Raw genomic sequence first — 17,446 nt, forward strand, 5'->3', positions numbered from 1 at the left:
CTGCCTTTTTCATATATATTTAAATCTTATTTATTCAATATTATCGTGTTGCAACAAAATTTGCTGAATACCATATGCAACACCATTTTCCTGATTTGTTTTTGTCACATAATCACCTGCCTGGCGCACATTAAGGGGGGCATTGCCCATAGCAACGGCTAAGCCAACTTCATCAAACATTGACAAATCATTCTGCCCATCCCCAAAAGCAGCCGTTTCAGATTTTTTTAGACTTTTCTGTTCAACGATATAAGCAACACCGAAAGCTTTTTCAGCCACATCACTTGTTATTTCCAAATGTTCCTTATCTGACTGTTGCACATTGATTCCCGTCAAATTTAAAGCTAAAATGGCTGTTTGAATATCATCCAATAATTTCCCGCTTAAATCGATCAACATGATTTTAAAAATACCATTTTGTACATCTTCAGAAAAAGTTGCCGTATTTAGCAGACGTGGTACTAATCCAGTAAATTCAATCTCACGGTTCACTTCTGGTGACATATCAGAAACGACCCACTCATCCTGTGTATAATAACTCAAACTCATAGCTGCATAATTATCTAACAACCATCGCATTAATTGTTCACCAACACCACTAGCGATTGTATTAGCACGTATAACATGCATCTGATCAGTCTGCCATTGATAAATTAAACCACCATTGAAAGCAACTTGTGGCGCATCCAACGCTAATTGGTCAATTGCCACTATCATTTCTTGTGGTGCTCGCGCAGAAACTAAGGTCACTGGTATATTCGCATTTTTAATGGTCTCTCTTGTTTGTTGGGTGATATCTCCTTGATCATCCAACAACGTGCCGTCCATATCTAAAAATATTTGTTTAATCATTACATATTCCCCTCTTAATGATTCATAATCGTTGGCTCCCCTATTAAATCATACATTCTCATGAAATAAAAATTGACAGCACTATATTGGCTGTTAGCGATTTAAAATTCATAAACCTAATGCATTCGGCTAAAATCCCCATAAAGATTGGCTTCCTTTATAATTGTAACAGACTACATGTTCAATTCTTTTTGTATGTTTAATGTTGTTTCAATTTTTTGTATAAATATACACATAAAAATAGTCATCACTTAAAATAGCAATTCCGTTTTAAGTGATGACTTTAATTATATATGTGTTTAAATTAATGTTCCTTTTAATGCATCATTAATTTACTTTAATTTTGAAGACGTGAATGATAGGTTACTCCAGAATTCATTATTATCAGGTGCAATATCAAAGCCCTTCACACGTTTGTTAACAGGGCCCCATTGATAACTATTATCAGTCGCAACGTATGCTGCTTGATCATTCATATACTTCTGCCATTCTTTAAATTTATCTGTTCGATATGAATCATCCCATGCTTTGTCATTGTTCATATCATTAATCAATTGGGTATTCTTATTTGTGACAAAGTGCCCCATATTAAATGGTGCATCAGCGCCGTACAATTGACTAGGCGTTGGCTCAGATGACACACTCCAAGCAGCTGCAAAAATATCAATTTTATCTTGCTTAGGCTTTTGTAGCGTATCATAGAAACTATTCATTTCCATTTCTTTACCAGTTGCCATCTTAACGTTCAAACCAACTTTACGCCAACGTTGTAAGTAATCTTCATAGGTTGCATGACTAGTTGCAGACCCTTTCATTGCACCAAACTTAATCACAAGTTTCTTACCATTTGGTTGCGTACGCCATTTACCATCCTTCTTATAACCAGCAGCATCTAATAACTTTTCAGCCTTCTTGGGATTATGTGGAAAACCTTTGGCTGATTTATCACTATATTTATCAAAAATTGGTGGAATCAATGTCTTAGCACGCCACTTAACACCGTTACCAAATTTGTCATTAATTGCATCCTCATCAATGGCATACATCATAGTTTTACGCAAATTCTTATTACCCATCTTAGACTTGGAATCCATGACGTTCACTTGCTTATCAGCATCGTATTCTCCAACATTAAAACCAAAGTAATTATAACCTAAATCAGGTTGCCCAACGATTTTATAATTCTTTAGATTCTTCAAGTTCTTATAACTAGTACCCCGCATCACACCTCCTGGCGAAGTGAAATCATATTTACTAGTTTGAATGGCTTTATCAATACTATTTGATGACACAACATTAATAGTGACATGCTTTATTTTTGGTGCATTTCCCCAATAATATTTATTTGGTGACCATGATGTTGATTCACCTTCAACAACTTTGTCTAACTTATAAGGTCCAACAAATACCGGATTTTTACGGACTTCATCAGAACCTGCTAGTTTATCAATTGCCACATCTTTATAGTGATGATAAGGTGCGACAGTTCCCCAAATAAATGAATTACCAGAATATTTCATACTTGGTGAAAGTGCATTATATTTGATAACCACTGTTTTTCCATCTTCACCATCTGGATATGTAAATCCTGAAATTTTATCCGCCTTGCCCTTGTGGAAATCAGCCATCCCTTCAATACGTTCAAAGTCACCTGAATACTGTGAAGATGTTGATTTTGGACTTGCAATAATTTCATATGCATATTCAACATCACGTGCTACTACCGGCTGCCCATCTGACCATTTTGCATTATCACGAATTGTTATTGTCACCGTATTATTATCGCGATCAAGTTTTTGATTAGCTAATCCGCCATCAATAATTTTAAAATTTTTATCAACATTAAATAAGCTACCTACGCCACCGGGACTAAAAACATTTTGATCTTCTTGATTATCAGCTAAAATAGGTTCAGAAATCCCTTTGAATGGTGAATCATTTGGTTCTGCTACTTTCAAAGTACTTTTGTTATTAGCTTTATTGTCTACTTTGTCATTGTTTTTATACGTATCTGAAAGTTTTGCACGCTTCGTTTCTGCTGCTGATGCCTGATTGGTGCTACCAACACTGACTGCTGCTAGCGAAACTGTTGCTAGTATTGCTGCTGATGTAACTGCCCATTTTTTGCTTGCCTTTTTCATAAACTTTCCTCATTTCTTTAACTCACGAAACTGACCTTAACATACTGATAATAGCCTTTTATAACCGCACCACCACCCTAATTTGTTTTTTACTTATTACTTATTTACGCGTCGTTGCGATGCATTCGCTGCTCGACTAACAACCTGACCGATATAACTAATTGCCAGACATAAAACAATAATTTCAATTGCCGCTGGTAACCATGTCCACCAATATTGGGTAATATTATTAGGATCATTAGCATTAGCAATTAATGTTCCTAATGATGGTGTCCGTGAGGGTAACCCAAATCCCAAATATGATAATCCTGTTTCAACACCAATATTTTCAGCAAATGACAACGTCGTGTCAACAATAATTAGCGAAGAAATATTAGGCATGATTTCACGAAAAATAATTTTCCATGATTTTGTACCTGATGTGATAGAAGCTGAGACATAATCTTTTTTTGTTTCAGCTAACGTTCGTGAACGAATCAGTCGTGACGTTCCCATCCAATAGAATAATGAAAAAATTAACGTTAATGTTACAGCATTATAATCATCGATAATTGTAACCAACACGATTATCATCATTGTCATAGGTAGCATCATCATAAAATCATAAAAACGCTGCATTCCCCAATCGATATAACCGCCAAAATAGCCAGAAACCAGTCCCCAAGCAATGCCAATTGTTGACGAAATAATGGTTAATCCAATCGCGATGCCAATTGAATTTCGCGAACCAACAATCAATTGCATTGCAATCGACCGGCCATTAGCATCAGCCCCCAATAAGAAATTATCTTGTAATGGTGGTGTCAAATACGCCAAAATATTAGTGGTCATCATCTTTTCACTATCAATAAATAATGGTGAAATCATCACAAATAATATAAAAACAACCACGATTATTAAAGAAATTAAGGCTGGTCGATCAGCTTTAAACTCGCGCCATAAAATTTTTGTTGCTGAAGGTGCTGCTGCTTGTTTTGCTTGTGCCGCTAAACTCTCTAATTCTTTAGGCGACATTTCAGCCAAGTTTGTATTTGCTGCCATTTTCATGCCCCTTTCTTAATTAATACGAATTCGCGGATCAACAATGCTTAGAATAATGTCAGATAATAATGTTCCCAACAAATTGAGAATACCAAATAGCAAAACTAAGGCTGTAATCACGGTATAATCACGATAACTAATTGAATCAATAAACAACATCCCCATCCCCGGATACGAGAAGATTGTTTCAGTAAAGATTGATCCGTTTAAGAGGCCCGTAATTGAATAACCACCAAACGCAGCAATTGGTAATAATGAGTTTCTAAAAATATGATGTTTATAAATATCTTTACGTGGCACACCTTTTGAGCGCGCTGTCCGCACATAATCTGAATGCTTGGCATCAATAACTTCCGAACGCATGTACTGCACAATATTAACAGTTCCAAATAGGGCTCCTAATAGTCCAGGTAACAATACATGTAGGAAACGAGAACCAATCATCCCAATACCACTAGCTGTTGGAGATACTGATCCAGTGGTTGGAAACCAATTCAAAACGTAACCAAATACCCATAACCCAATCACTAAAATAACGAAAAATGGAATACAATATGTTACATATGTATAAATTCGAATAACTGTATCTGGCAACTTTCCTTCATGTTTCCCGGCATATAAACCTAGTGGTAAAGCCAATGCATAAGTCAAAACCATTGTGAAAGCTGACAACCACAAGGTATTAATAGCCCGATCACCAATAAGATTCGTCACCGGTTCATGATATTGATAACTTTGTCCTAAATCACCATGAAATAAATGCACCACCCAATTCCAATACTGCTGATACCACGGATCATATAAACCATTAATTTGTTTTAAATGCTCAATCTGTGTTGCACTTGAACGTGGATTAATTGATCCAGTAAAGGGATCCCCTGGCATTGATTTTGCTAAAAGAAAAACCAGTATGCTTAATAAAATCACCTCTGGAATCATGATTAAGACTCGACGTAAAATTGTTTTCCACATTAATCACTCCCCCCTTACTTTAATTGATCAATTAGCTGCGCTTTGGGTAACGCAACAAAATGAGTTGGTGTTACTTGAACCAATGGGTAAGGTAAACCTTCGTCATCATAATATTGACTAGATTCTTCCTGATATACACGTTCAATTTCCTTGCGCTGTTGCTGCCGTTCTTGTCGTTTTACAACATCTACTTCTGGAATCGCGGCTAATAAGCGTTTCGTATAAATATGTAGCGGATTTTCATAAATATCTTCACGTGTCCCCACCTCAACTAAACGCCCTTTATTCATAATGGCAATATTCTGACACATATGCCTAACGACACCCAAATCATGAGAAATAAATAAATATGAAATGCCAAAATCTCGTTGAATTTTTTTCATGAAGTTTAAAACTTGTGCTTGAACTGATAAGTCTAAAGCAGATACAGGTTCATCAGCGATAATTAACTCTGGATTGGTGGCAACTGCACGCGCAATACCAATTCGTTGTCGTTGACCACCAGAAAACTGGTGTGGATATTTATATAATGAATCCGGATTCAACCCCACCGTTTCAAGTAGTTGTAGTACACGAATTTTTTCGTCTTCAATTGATAGATGTTGAAAATTTCGTAGCGGTTCTGCAATGATGTCTAAAACCCGCTTTCTTGAATTTAAGCTAGACAAGGAGTCTTGAAAAATCATTTGGACATTTTGATTATATTTAACATTATGGCGTGCATTCGTTTCCGTAATATCAACACCCTTGTATTTAATTGTTCCTGATGTCACATTCTCTAAACCAACAACTGCTTTCCCAGTCGTTGATTTACCTGATCCTGATTCACCAACCAATCCATATGTTTCGCCAGCCTCAATGTTAAAGTTAATACCATCGACTGCTTTAACCTGATCAGTAATCCGGTTCAAAAAACCTGAACGAATTGGATAATGAACTTTCAAATCTTTAATTTCAATTAAACTCATATATTCATATCCTCCAAAGTCTTAAAATAAAAATGTTGGTAACATGTACAACGAACAGTATGTCCAGGTTCAACTACATGCATCGTAGGCCTTTCTTCATGATACTCAGCTGGAATCCACGGAATACGTGCGGCAAAGCGATCACCAGTTTGCGGCATTTTCTCCAACGACGGTACACTACCTTCAATGACATACAAATCATCATTTGCAACATCACTATCGCCTTGGGGCATTGATCGTAATAATGATCTAGTATACGGGTGTTGTGGATTATCAAATACTTGTAACGTTGTACCATGTTCAATAATTTCACCTGCATACATGACAGCTACTTCATCAGCAGTTTCGGCAACAACCCCCAAATCGTGTGTAATTAAAATAATTCCAGCATGATTTTCGGTTTGAATACTGCGTAAAACATCCAAAATTTGTGCTTGAATCGTCACATCTAATGCCGTTGTTGGCTCGTCAGCAATAATAATATCTGGCTTACAAGCAATAGCAATTGCTATAATGACACGTTGTCTCATCCCACCTGACAACTCATGGGGAAACTGTCGTGCAGTTCTTTGAGGATTGACAATGCCAACTTGATTTAATAATTCAAGCACACGGTCATTCTTTTCTGTTACTGACATTGTCGTATGGTAATCTAATACTTCACGAATTTGATCGGAAATACGTTTCAATGGATTTAAAGCTGACAAAGGATCCTGAAAAATCATACCAATTTTGGCACCACGAATATCGTTCATCTTTTCCTCATTTAAATCTAATAAATTTTCGTTCTCAAATGTAATCTGTCCAGCTATTTTCGTTGTGTTTAAATCATGAAGCCCCATAATAGTTGTTGCTAGGGTACTTTTCCCGCAACCAGATTCACCAACAATTGCTAAAATTTTATCTTTTTTAACTGTTAAATTAACATGCGAAATCGCATCATAATAAGCATCATCAATCTTAAAAGACGTTGATACATCATTTAATTTTAGTAATGTATTTTCTTCAGCCACTCTAATCACCTGCCCTTTTGTTAGCTATCATCTTTTTCTTAAACCTATCATAATTTTCTAATATTATAACAACAACTTTATCTAGTCAATAGATTTTCTAATTTGTTTTTAATTTTTCCGTTATTTTAACCATCATTGTTCGTTATGTACTGAATTTTCATTGAAAATATGACACAAAAAAACACGATTTTGTTAACAAAATCGTGTTTTCATATTTAGATATTTTAAATTACGTCTGCATGCGCTGCAAGAATCGCTAAAACCTCATTCTCAAACGGAATACTTGGTTGTGCTCCCGGTCTTGAAACGGTAACTGATGATGCTGCCGATCCATACACCATCGCATCTTCTAAATTACTCAAATCTTTATTTAAACGTGTTGCCATCGCGCCAATAAATGTATCGCCAGCTGCCGTCGTATCGACTGCCGTTGTTTTAAAGATAGGTACAAGTTTTGTCTCACCGTTATCTCGCATGTAAAAGGCACCTTGTGATCCCAAAGTGATAATAACGGTATCGATCCCCCGTTGGAAATAATAAACTGCATTACGTAGCAATGACTCTTCATCCGTTATCGCCACACCCGTTAGTAAGAAAGTTTCATGTTCATTAGGTGCAATAACATCCGTTAACTCCAACAATTCTTCAGGTAAGCCACCCGTCTCTGGCATTGGTGCAGGATTAAGAATTGTCTTAACCCCATTTTCATGCGCGATTTTAAACGCAGCAATAACTGCAGCAATTGGAATTTCCAATTGTGCCACGACAAACTCTGATTCAATAATTGCATCTTTATGATCGTTGACATCAGATACTGTCAAATCAGCATTGGCACCACCATAAATATAAATCATATTATCCCCAGTTTCTTCGGAAACCGTGATATATGCCTGACCTGTTTCTTCTGTTTCTGAAAACATAACATGATCTGTCAGCAAATTTTTAACTGCCATATTTTCAGCAATGTTAAATTCACGCCCCACCTTAGTAATCATATTAGTTTGTACACCCGAACGAGCAACTGCAACACCTTGATTTAATCCTTTACCACCCATTGCATTTGTTAAATGGCTGTCTGTATGTAAAGTTTCACCACTCTGAGCAAATCTAGGTACTGATACAACACGATCAATATTCGTTGAACCCAACACGGTTATTTTTTTTGTCATTATTTTTCTCCGTATATTATCAATAATTCCGTATTATCTATCCAGACAAACCTTAATAATTCCCATTATATCGATATAACTAAATTGTGTAAACGCTTAAGTAAAACGTTTCACTAAATGTACTTAAGTATTAAAATTGACAAATACAGTACTTATTTGATATTTTACTCCTAACTTAGGAGGGTTTTTATATGAAAATTACAATCAATGTGATTAAAACAATTCTAATGCTCATATTATTTAATTTATCAAGCAATTATACGTACTCAAGTCCTATAAAATGGTTGATCACAATTATTCTTCTACTCATAATATGGGTACCCAACGAAAAAATTATAAATTTATTTTCCAAAGACCGAAAAGAATGATTTTTATTTCGTAGTAACTACCTAGACGAAGCAGAGACATAATTGTCGAAATAGACGGTTATTTAATCTTAAAGATGAACTTGTAATGACATTATCAAGCAACAGAGAATGACATCATTTCAATTAGTGATATTAAATATAAATTCATAAAGGAAAAAACTAATGCGTAAAATAGGGCAAATAAACCATATTGAAATATACGTTAGTAATTTGGCAAGGACACGTTTATTTTGGGATACGTTACTTTTAAAAAATTTAAATTATAAAATCTATCAGGAATGGTCAACCGGTATTAGTTATAAACTTGATGAAACATATCTTGTATTTGTTCAATCGAATAAATTAACACCTGAATACAACCGTACAAGAGTCGGCCTGAATCACCTAGCATTTCTTGTATTAACAAATAAGCAAGTTGATGAAATACGAGCACAACTTCTTGCTGCCAACTACAATGAATTATATGCTGATCGTTATCCCCATGCGGGCGGAACCGACAGTTATGCCTTATATTTTGAAGATCCTGATCGTATAAAAGTTGAAATTGTTTGTAAACAATAAAAATATTATACCAAAACTACTGAAATTAGAGGGATACATGAAACCTGATGGAATCATATACCCCTCTATTACTTTATTATTAACGAAGTAGATATTTTGTGTCACATTTTGACAATGGATGAACATTTCAAATCGTTTCAGACTCGGTTTTTGCAAGAAGTACTTATGTTTGCTTTGTAATTAACGTAAAATCATGAAAAATCCAAGGCATTTAGAACAAACTCATCTACTCATGCTTTTTGCCTGGAAAATAAATAATACAAGCAAACATAGATACTAATTCCACAAAATTTAAAACAAAATATAAAAAACTTCTCCATGCCGGATCGTATATAACATTTAACACAACACTAATAATAAAAACGACAAGCCATATCAAAAATATTTTTGTTCGTGATTTCATAATTTATAACACCAAAGACACACGCACATACGCAACCCAGCTTGAAACACCTTGATTTACTAACGCATATTTATATTTAATAGTCTCACTAGCTTTATCATTCTGTTGCATTTAAAATCTCCTATAATTAAAAAATCAAACTATCATAAAATAAATAGCTTGTTATATACGCTACCAAAAAAATAATATGTTATCAATACTAACTGAATTAGCAAATAAAGACTATTTGGTCTTGTGACTATTAAAAAACATATGCATAATAATAACCATCATTACCGCTATGAAAGCCGCTACACCACCAGTGACGATAAAAGAGGTGTAATTGACATAACTACCGTCAAAAAACATTTGAATACTTAAATAAATAAAATTTATAAACGCTGCCACACAAAAACGAATATAAGTATTATGTACTGTTTTACTAATTATCCAGCAAACAAAGTACAAACAAAATGTATAAATAATAATGTCAAGTTCTTCATACACAGGACGCTGTTTAATAATATTAAGAAATAGCTTGAACAAGCCTACTATAATCGCTATAAAAAACAAAAAATATAGTGGGTGTTTGGTTACAAATTCATTTAGTTTTTTCATAACACTAGCCTCCTCTATACCAATTAAATCTATACTATATGTCCAAATTAACAAATTAAGCGAACTAAAGTAAAACAATTTGTTTATAGACTAATTATGAAATTTAACAATTACTTTCTCCCTTAATTTATTTAATTAAAATTAAATGATAATATATCAATAAATGCGTATACGGAGGATACAGTATGAAGTATCAAGATTACATCAATATGGCGCTAGATGATAATGGGGAATTAAAAGTAATACTAAAAGGCGAAATTTCACATAAAGCTGATCAAAAAATCGGCATTGTATCTATCGTATTTATTACTAGAGATGTAAATAAAGCGAAAATAACCCTCGACAAACTCAATAAAACTAAAAATACAGACGACTATTATATGTTATACAGTTGTCCTATGGATACTGATTTAACAAAATTAGCACACTATCCTTCTTTAGAAATCAATAAAGAAGATCTGATATAGTTTTAAAATAATGTTAGATTAATATTGAAGTGCGTATAAACTAAAAAGCTTACAAGTCTGACAACATTATCAGACTTGTAAGCTTTTTAAATTAATTTCAGCATAACCCATACTAATTAGTGCATCTCTACCTAATGAGTACGCCTATTTTTCACTTTATTACTTAGCCGTCTTAGTTTTCATAAAGACAACTAACCAAATCAAACTGATGGCAACAATAACTGTACTAAAGACGATTAAGTGACCGAAACCAGTTGCTGTTTGTGATGCAATAGCAGCTTTTGTTGTACCAGTTGTTTGAATAAACAAGGCAGCAACCGTTGTTCCAACCGCACCAATAAATTGTTGCATCGTATTGAATACGGCGTTAACATCCCCGGACTGTTGTGGTTTAACTTCAGCAACACCAGCAGTCATTGACACACTAAAGGTCAAGTTTCGTGCTAACGTGAACAATGCGTAAACGACTGTCAAACCAATCGTCATAATATTTGGTGCCATAAATGAAAAGACAATCATAACTACTAAGAACGCAATCGTTCCCCAAGCCAATGGCTTGTTAGCACCGTTACGGTCATACATTGACCCATAAATTGGTGCAACAGCAGAACCCAACAATGAACCTGGCATCAAGATAAATCCGGCAACCATTGTGGTCGTACCTAGTGTTAATTGTGTATATTGTGGCAATGCAAAATTAACAGCTAAATTAATTGCTTGTGATGTCGCATAAATTAATAATGCCATAACAAGCGCTTTGCTACGGAAAATAGTCAAGTCAATTAATTGATGTTGTGACTTCTTAGCAACCACAATAAATGCAATCATCGTCACGATTGCAATTACGAATAAACTAATAATTGCTACAGTAATCTTACCTGATTCTAGTTGACCCAATGCCAATAACGCTGATGTTAGTGATACACCAATCAATAAGAATTGGCCTAAAGCAAACTTATTTGTACCCTTTGGCTTTTCTGTATCTAAATTAAACCAGCCAATTAATAATGAAATAAGTGCAACTGGTAAAATAATCATAAAAATGGCACGCCAACCTAATGTATAGGCCACCACACCACCATAAACAGGACCTAATGCTGGTGCCAAAGAAATAATCAAAGTTCCAAAGCCCATGAACTTACCAAGTTGTGACATTGGCACACTGGTAAAGATGATATTAAACACTAATGGTAATGCAAATCCCGTACCAACGGCCATAATTAAACGACCAAACAATAGCAACCAGAAATTAGGTGCTACCATGGCAATAACATCACCTGCAACAAACGCAATCCAACCAATTAAATATGTCCAACGTTTGCTCAAAATTGAATTAAAATGAGCTGATGTTAGCATCATCAAGGCAACGACTAATAGATAGGCCGTTGTCAACCATTGTACAGTACCCATTGGTTGATGAAATTGTTGAATTAATTCTGGAAACGTCACATTCATAGACGTTTCTGTTAAAATACCCGAAAATCCCAAAATGGCAGTGGCCACAATTGACCAAATAACCTTGGGTGAAACTTTTTGCTCCTGCATAATTCCTCCTAAATAAAAAAAGTGCTTGATTTTTATTTAAACACATTTCTTAATTATGCGTAAGTATCTTTTATGTTACAAAAAAATGAGTTGTTAGTTCAAAAACAACTCATTTATTTTGATTATTTAACCGTCAACATTTCGCCTTCTCTTAGATTATTGACATCAACTTCAGGATTTAAGGCTTGTAATTCATCAACACTTAAGCCATACTTTGTCGCTATTGCATAACCAGTTTCCCCTGCAATGACTTCAATTTGCGATGTTTTAGTTGTTGCCTGACTTTTAGTTGATTTGGTTGCTTTTTTTGTCGTGACTGATTTTGACTCACTTTTTTGTTTATGGTTGCTGCTAGATGAAACATTATCGGCAACCATATCAGTTTGTGTATCTTTATGTGTCACGTTATCATAAGCTATTGGTATGAAAAAACCGATTAGAAAAATTGCGACGTAGCCAATTAAAATAATAATCCAATATTTAATACGAGAAGGTTTTTTTGTTTTCATTTTATAATCTCACTTTATCTTTTTTATTTATCTACGTCTGAATACTATAATTATTTGCACGTCATATCGTAATATTTGATAGAATTAAATGATTATTGTTAATTTTATCAGGAGAATGTACATCGTGAAACTGCTTTTCAAAAATTTTATGAATAACAAATTCATCACAACTACTATTAATGTTGTTTCCCGTGTCGATATTATAACTGCTAGTTCATCGATTGCTTATTTCGGCTTATTATCCTTGTTCCCTGGGATTGTTATCCTAAGTACTATTCTACCTTATTTAGGTCTAACAATTGATACAGCATTAAACTATGTTCAAACAGCCGTACCTGAATCGGTATTTACTTTTCTCGACCCTGTCATTAGATCCGTGCTAAGCCAAAATGGTGTCGGTGCCCTATCTATCTCAATTATTATTACTCTCTGGTCATTATCGCGCGTTGTTTCTGCAATTCGAGTTGCTCAAAATGGTATTTATAACGTTCAACCAAACAATGTCGCTATCTTCAATCGTTTCATCTCAATGTTTTGGTTAATTATTATCATATTTATTATTGGTATCTTATTAATCATCGCTTCAATTGGATCAAATATCTTAGATGCCTTACCAATTAGCAGCCAAATTATTTATAAAATTGAATCTGCCAAACGTTTAATTGTTATTATCGGTTTGTTTATTGGCGCTTTTCTATTTAACACATTCTTACCAATTAAAAAGCCCCGATTTATTTGGAATTTTTTGGGCACAATTGTCCAAATCACACTAGTTATTTGGTTAGCTAAAGCATTTGGATGGTATATAAATATCGCCACTCGCGCTTTTTCTTTTTACCAAGCCTTGAGTTCTGCCATCATTTTATTACTTTGGATTAATTTCATAGCGTTATCATCATTAATTGGTACAATTATTACTGCTATTTTGCAAGAATTATTCCCAGCACGTGTCAGTTATCGCGCTAGTAATTGGTATATGATTAAACTGTTTTTCCGAAATTCAGGAAAAAAATAAAAAAAGTTGTATTATCGGACTTATTGCGTTATATTATTAAGTGTTACGAGAAAGCATATTTCTCTGACTATATGTACAAAAACTCATAACACTAAGTAGTGATACTTAGTATTGTAGGACTAACTAACCTACAACCTACTCCTTAAAATACAATCATAGACACTCAGTCGACTGTTGTTTATGATTAATGTCATCATGACTAACGTTTAATGACATAAAAAAACACTAGCAACCCCACATTGCTAGTGTTTTTTTTATTTAATTGTAATATTTCCATTTGATACCGAAACATTTAATTGATTATTAGTACCCAAATTGTTGGCATAACTATTACCATAGTTTTCGCCCGCAACTTTTACTCTACCTGCTGTTGTCTGCATTTGAAGATTAACATTTGGTAATCCGCTTGCTTTCAACGAACCATCCATAATTGTCATAATGTTTTGATTCTGTATTTTCGTATCTAATAACTTCAATGTCCCACTTGTTATCTGAATTGCGCTTGTGTTCATCGCTGTTCGCTGCAGATTAGTAACGCTTTCATCTGCCGATAACATCAAACGTCCCATTTGGGCATTATTTGTTTTTAAGCGACTGTCATTAACATTAATCGTCGTTTGCTGAGATTTAATATTATTTAATGCAATTTCTGCATCATGCGCTGATGTTGATAAATTAGTCATATTAACATTATCCATCTGCACATCTGCATTTGTGGCTGTTAAAGTAACATGCTTAGCATCTAGGTTAGCAATATGCATTGCACCATACACAGTTGTTTGCTGATAATCATCTAGTCGCATTTTTTTCGGAAGACTAATCACAATTTTTTCGGGTTCACGTTTACTAAAATTAACTTCATATCCTTTTTCTTGGCTTGGTACATAACGAACTTTAAGTTGCTTACCATTACGTGTCAGGTGTAAAAAATCAGGGTTAGTAATACGTCCCTTAATTTTAATTTTCTTCTGTTGACCTGTTTCAATGAAAACCGGTACATTGGCCGTCTCAACATCAAGTTTTTGCACCGGTTTAATCTCATGGTGAATTGATTTAATTTGTGATACTTCAAAACGACCATCATGCCAACCTAATTTATTTTGCCCACCATGTGCTAAACCAATCAACATGATAATAACCCCAAAAGAAATAACGATAAATCCCGTTAACACATACCGAAATCCTTTACGCATGACGTGTCACCCCATTATTTTTATGCGAAAACCTACGGCCTATGTATTTAACAAATTGCATTAGCATCTGAAATACTGAACGGATAATTGCTGCACCAAGTGGCCAAATAACCAATTGTAACCCAACAATAATTAGGCCAATGCCACCTTGATATAAGCCAGTCGCCCAATTATTAGGTAGTACTGCTAGACCCCCAATAATTTGAAAGACACCAGTCAATAAATAATAAATTAATACAACAATCACGATTACTGCAGTAATAATTGCTGCAAATAAACATATCAAAATCAGCAACATTGCCGGCAACCAAACAATAGATGATAGCAATCCTTCTAACACTGTACTGATCAATTTCAGTTCCTGTTTAATCCAATTTTGATGTCCTTGTCGACTATCATCATCAGTCGGTATGTCTTCTTCATCGGCAACACGCAATGAGTAATCAACTAAAATTCGTTGTGCTAATTGCTTAGGAGTCCCCAATTCCGACATTAATCGTGTACCTGATAATTGCGCATCAACAGCATACTCTTGGTAAAACTGAATCACATCTGCCTGTTCACTAGGTGTTAATTGTTGTAAATAGTTTTTGACCTGTGCAAAATAAATACTATTTTCCATCAGTATCTCCTGCTAACATAATTTCACTTACTTTACTGCTAAAATAACGCCATTCTTCTTGAATGCGTTCCATTTCATGATAGCCTAAATCAGATATCTTGTAATATCTTCGGTTACGTCCTTCAAAAGGTTCATCATAAGTGTAACCCAATCGCGCTTTTTTAATCGGCGTAATACTGGGTACATTGTTGATTCAGAAACAGCAAATCGCTCTTGCACTTGCTTGGTTAATGAATAACCATATAAATCTTCTTTAGACAGTAACGCTAATACCAAACCATCCATTAAATCACTTGATAATTGCATTGCCATGATCATCTTCCTTTACAATACTATAAGACGTATAATATAATACAAGTATAGGGAATGTAACCAGGTCTGTAAAGCATTTTAATTTTCCTGTAATAAAAATTAGAAAGTGAGTAACATTATGGCAAAGAAAAATAAGTTAACTAAATCAAACGATCGTGTACTAAGTGGCGTTTTAGGTGGTATTTCGGATTATCTAGATCTAGATACAACGTTAGTTCGCCTATTGTTTGTTGCTGCTGCAGTTTTCACTGGGTTCTTCCCATTTCTATTTCTATATATCATTGCTGCAGTTATTATGCCTGAAACAACAAGTCATGATCATCATGAATACCGTTTTGACGAAAAAACAGATGGTGATCGACGTGATGTAACACCCGATCGAGACGATAACGGCGACAAAATTTAAACATAAATACTGACAGCAAGCAGTGCCATGAATAATTGGTAGTTGTTTGCTTTTTTATTTAACAAATTGATATATACGCTTAAATAACGATTCTGCGATAGCAAAACCAATATCAATCGCTAGCGCAATCACCAGTGTTTTAATTAAATTTTGCCCTGCATGAACATAATTACCTAAGGTAAATTCTTTTAAACTTGCGTAGATTATGACCCCCGGGACTAATGAAACCAGACTTGGTACGTAGATCATATTAACAGGTGCCTTGACTTTAATTGCAGCCAAATTCCCTAACAATCCAATTGTTAATGCCGCTAAAAAATTAGGTAGAATAAGATTATTTGTCATAGCTTCAGCTAATAAATAAATTGTCCAACCAAAAGCGCCTGTCATACCAGCATATAGTAGAACACGGCGTGGTACATTAGTAATAATGCCAAAACCAACCGTCGACAAAAAGCTGAAAATAAAGCCTGTTAATATTGTCATTTAAAGCACTCCTATCAAAAAATGAACCATAAAACTACCCAAAATAGCACCAATTCCAATTGAACCAGCAATCATAACGGCATCAATACCACGTACCAAACCAGAAATAATATCACGATCAATAATTTCACGTAAAGAATTCGTGAATGGCACTCCAGGTACTAAAGGCATTAGTGCACTAATAATAATATTGGCTGCACTATTAGCAATGCCCATTTGTTGTAACAAGGTCGCCAACAAGCTAATGACTAATCCACCTGCAATGGCTCCCAAATAAGGTGCTACGGCATGTTTATCGCCCCATTTTAATGCAAGATATCCCAAAATCCCTATAAAAAAAGCCAACGTCAAATCGCCCCATGTGGCTTTAAATAACAACATAGGTGCTACCGACACTAATCCTGCCCCAAAAATCTTTTGTGGCCACGTAAAATCAATCACTTTATGATCAATTGCTTGCACTTGTTGTTCCAATTGCATAAAACTAATTTCATGCGCAAAAAAGCGCCGCGATACAGTATTAATATCATCTACTTTTTGTAAATTAAATGCCGACACATTCGGTTTTACTAAATATGTGTTTGATTCACTAGCTGTACTAATAAAAATTGCCGTCATGGTGGCATGACAATTTAAATCAACGCCAATAGCTTTACCAACATAATCAATTGTCGACTCAACTCGAGTTGTTTCAGCACCACTTTCTAGTAAAATCCTTGCCATCATCCCACATACATACATTATGTGATTTAAATATTCTCTAGACACTAAAACACCTCCTTTTTAGGATTGTTCCAATAAAAAGG

18 protein-coding genes and 1 pseudogene are annotated in these 17,446 nt (G+C 34.6%); 4 read left to right on the plus strand and 15 right to left on the minus strand.

What is annotated here, in order from left to right:
• Positions 1-30 precede the first annotated feature (30 nt).
• From FFM61_RS06820 to rbsK, 7 genes are all read right to left on the minus strand, one after another.
• Positions 31-852, minus strand: a complete 822-nt coding sequence (locus FFM61_RS06820; protein ID WP_074427863.1) for a Cof-type HAD-IIB family hydrolase — start codon at positions 850-852, stop codon at positions 31-33.
• 332 nt (positions 853-1,184) lie between these two features.
• Positions 1,185-2,993 carry an oligopeptide ABC transporter substrate-binding protein gene (locus FFM61_RS06825; protein ID WP_074427864.1) on the minus strand — a complete coding sequence of 603 codons (1,809 nt, stop codon included), beginning with the start codon at positions 2,991-2,993 and terminating at the stop codon, positions 1,185-1,187.
• Positions 2,994-3,089: 96 nt separating this feature from the next.
• Positions 3,090-4,040 (minus strand): ABC transporter permease, encoded by a 951-nt coding sequence (locus tag FFM61_RS06830; RefSeq protein WP_074427865.1) that lies wholly within the window; start codon positions 4,038-4,040, stop codon positions 3,090-3,092.
• Positions 4,041-4,049: 9 nt separating this feature from the next.
• Positions 4,050-5,006, minus strand: a complete 957-nt coding sequence (locus tag FFM61_RS06835; protein WP_074427866.1) for an ABC transporter permease — start codon at positions 5,004-5,006, stop codon at positions 4,050-4,052.
• A 14-nt stretch (positions 5,007-5,020) separates the two neighbouring features.
• Positions 5,021-5,974, minus strand: a complete 954-nt coding sequence (locus FFM61_RS06840; protein WP_074427867.1) for an ATP-binding cassette domain-containing protein — start codon at positions 5,972-5,974, stop codon at positions 5,021-5,023.
• A complete protein-coding gene (locus tag FFM61_RS06845; RefSeq protein ID WP_371258046.1) occupies positions 5,971-6,993 on the minus strand; it encodes an ABC transporter ATP-binding protein in 1,023 nt (340 codons plus the stop codon). Before FFM61_RS06845 ends, FFM61_RS06840 begins: the two co-directional genes overlap by 4 nt.
• A 218-nt stretch (positions 6,994-7,211) precedes the next feature.
• A complete protein-coding gene (gene rbsK / locus FFM61_RS06850; protein WP_074427869.1) occupies positions 7,212-8,156 on the minus strand; it encodes a ribokinase in 945 nt (314 codons plus the stop codon).
• Between the two features lie 530 nt (positions 8,157-8,686).
• Between rbsK and FFM61_RS06855 the strand changes: the two genes are divergently transcribed.
• Positions 8,687-9,085 (plus strand): VOC family protein, encoded by a 399-nt coding sequence (locus tag FFM61_RS06855; protein ID WP_074427870.1) that lies wholly within the window; start codon positions 8,687-8,689, stop codon positions 9,083-9,085.
• 625 nt (positions 9,086-9,710) lie between these two features.
• Here the strand turns inward: FFM61_RS06855 and FFM61_RS06860 are convergent.
• Entirely contained in the window at positions 9,711-10,085 is a 375-nt protein-coding gene (locus tag FFM61_RS06860) for a hypothetical protein (RefSeq protein WP_074427871.1), read from the minus strand.
• A gap of 185 nt (positions 10,086-10,270) precedes the next feature.
• Between FFM61_RS06860 and FFM61_RS06865 the strand changes: the two genes are divergently transcribed.
• Positions 10,271-10,552 (plus strand): hypothetical protein, encoded by a 282-nt coding sequence (locus tag FFM61_RS06865; RefSeq protein ID WP_074427872.1) that lies wholly within the window; start codon positions 10,271-10,273, stop codon positions 10,550-10,552.
• 159 nt (positions 10,553-10,711) lie between these two features.
• Here FFM61_RS06865 and FFM61_RS06870 read toward each other — a convergent pair whose 3' ends face one another.
• Both FFM61_RS06870 and FFM61_RS06875 read right to left on the minus strand, forming a co-directional pair.
• Positions 10,712-12,097: an MFS transporter gene (locus FFM61_RS06870; protein WP_074427873.1), complete on the minus strand. Its 1,386-nt coding sequence runs from the start codon at positions 12,095-12,097 to the stop codon at positions 10,712-10,714.
• A 122-nt stretch (positions 12,098-12,219) separates the two neighbouring features.
• Positions 12,220-12,606, minus strand: a complete 387-nt coding sequence (locus FFM61_RS06875; protein WP_074427874.1) for a LysM peptidoglycan-binding domain-containing protein — start codon at positions 12,604-12,606, stop codon at positions 12,220-12,222.
• Between the two features lie 115 nt (positions 12,607-12,721).
• On the opposite strand from FFM61_RS06875, the gene FFM61_RS06880 reads away from it, so the two are divergent.
• On the plus strand, positions 12,722-13,621 hold the full coding sequence (locus FFM61_RS06880) for a YihY/virulence factor BrkB family protein (protein WP_074427875.1): 900 nt from the start codon (positions 12,722-12,724) through the stop codon (positions 13,619-13,621).
• 254 nt (positions 13,622-13,875) lie between these two features.
• On the opposite strand, the gene FFM61_RS06885 is transcribed toward FFM61_RS06880, so the two are convergent.
• The 3 genes and pseudogenes from FFM61_RS06885 to FFM61_RS06895 form a co-directional block, all read right to left on the minus strand.
• Complete coding sequence (locus FFM61_RS06885; RefSeq protein WP_074427876.1) at positions 13,876-14,814, minus strand: DUF4097 family beta strand repeat-containing protein; 939 nt, start codon at positions 14,812-14,814, stop codon at positions 13,876-13,878.
• Positions 14,807-15,436 (minus strand): DUF1700 domain-containing protein, encoded by a 630-nt coding sequence (locus FFM61_RS06890; protein WP_074427877.1) that lies wholly within the window; start codon positions 15,434-15,436, stop codon positions 14,807-14,809. Before FFM61_RS06890 ends, FFM61_RS06885 begins: the two co-directional genes overlap by 8 nt.
• Positions 15,426-15,748 (minus strand): annotated as a pseudogene (locus FFM61_RS06895) (PadR family transcriptional regulator). The gene FFM61_RS06890 and the pseudogene FFM61_RS06895 overlap by 11 nt, the downstream one beginning before the upstream one ends.
• A gap of 118 nt (positions 15,749-15,866) precedes the next feature.
• Here FFM61_RS06895 and FFM61_RS06900 point away from each other — a divergent pair.
• Positions 15,867-16,154, plus strand: a complete 288-nt coding sequence (locus FFM61_RS06900) for a PspC domain-containing protein (protein WP_074427878.1) — start codon at positions 15,867-15,869, stop codon at positions 16,152-16,154.
• Between the two features lie 54 nt (positions 16,155-16,208).
• Here the strand turns inward: FFM61_RS06900 and FFM61_RS06905 are convergent, their stop codons facing one another.
• Positions 16,209-16,640, minus strand: coding sequence for a threonine/serine exporter family protein (locus FFM61_RS06905; RefSeq protein ID WP_074427879.1), 432 nt, complete (start codon positions 16,638-16,640; stop codon positions 16,209-16,211).
• On the minus strand, positions 16,641-17,381 hold the full coding sequence (locus tag FFM61_RS06910; protein WP_074427880.1) for a threonine/serine exporter family protein: 741 nt from the start codon (positions 17,379-17,381) through the stop codon (positions 16,641-16,643).
• Positions 17,382-17,446 lie beyond the last annotated feature (65 nt).

Source organism: Weissella hellenica (assembly GCF_005405545.1).
Lineage (GTDB): Bacteria > Bacillota > Bacilli > Lactobacillales > Lactobacillaceae > Weissella > Weissella hellenica.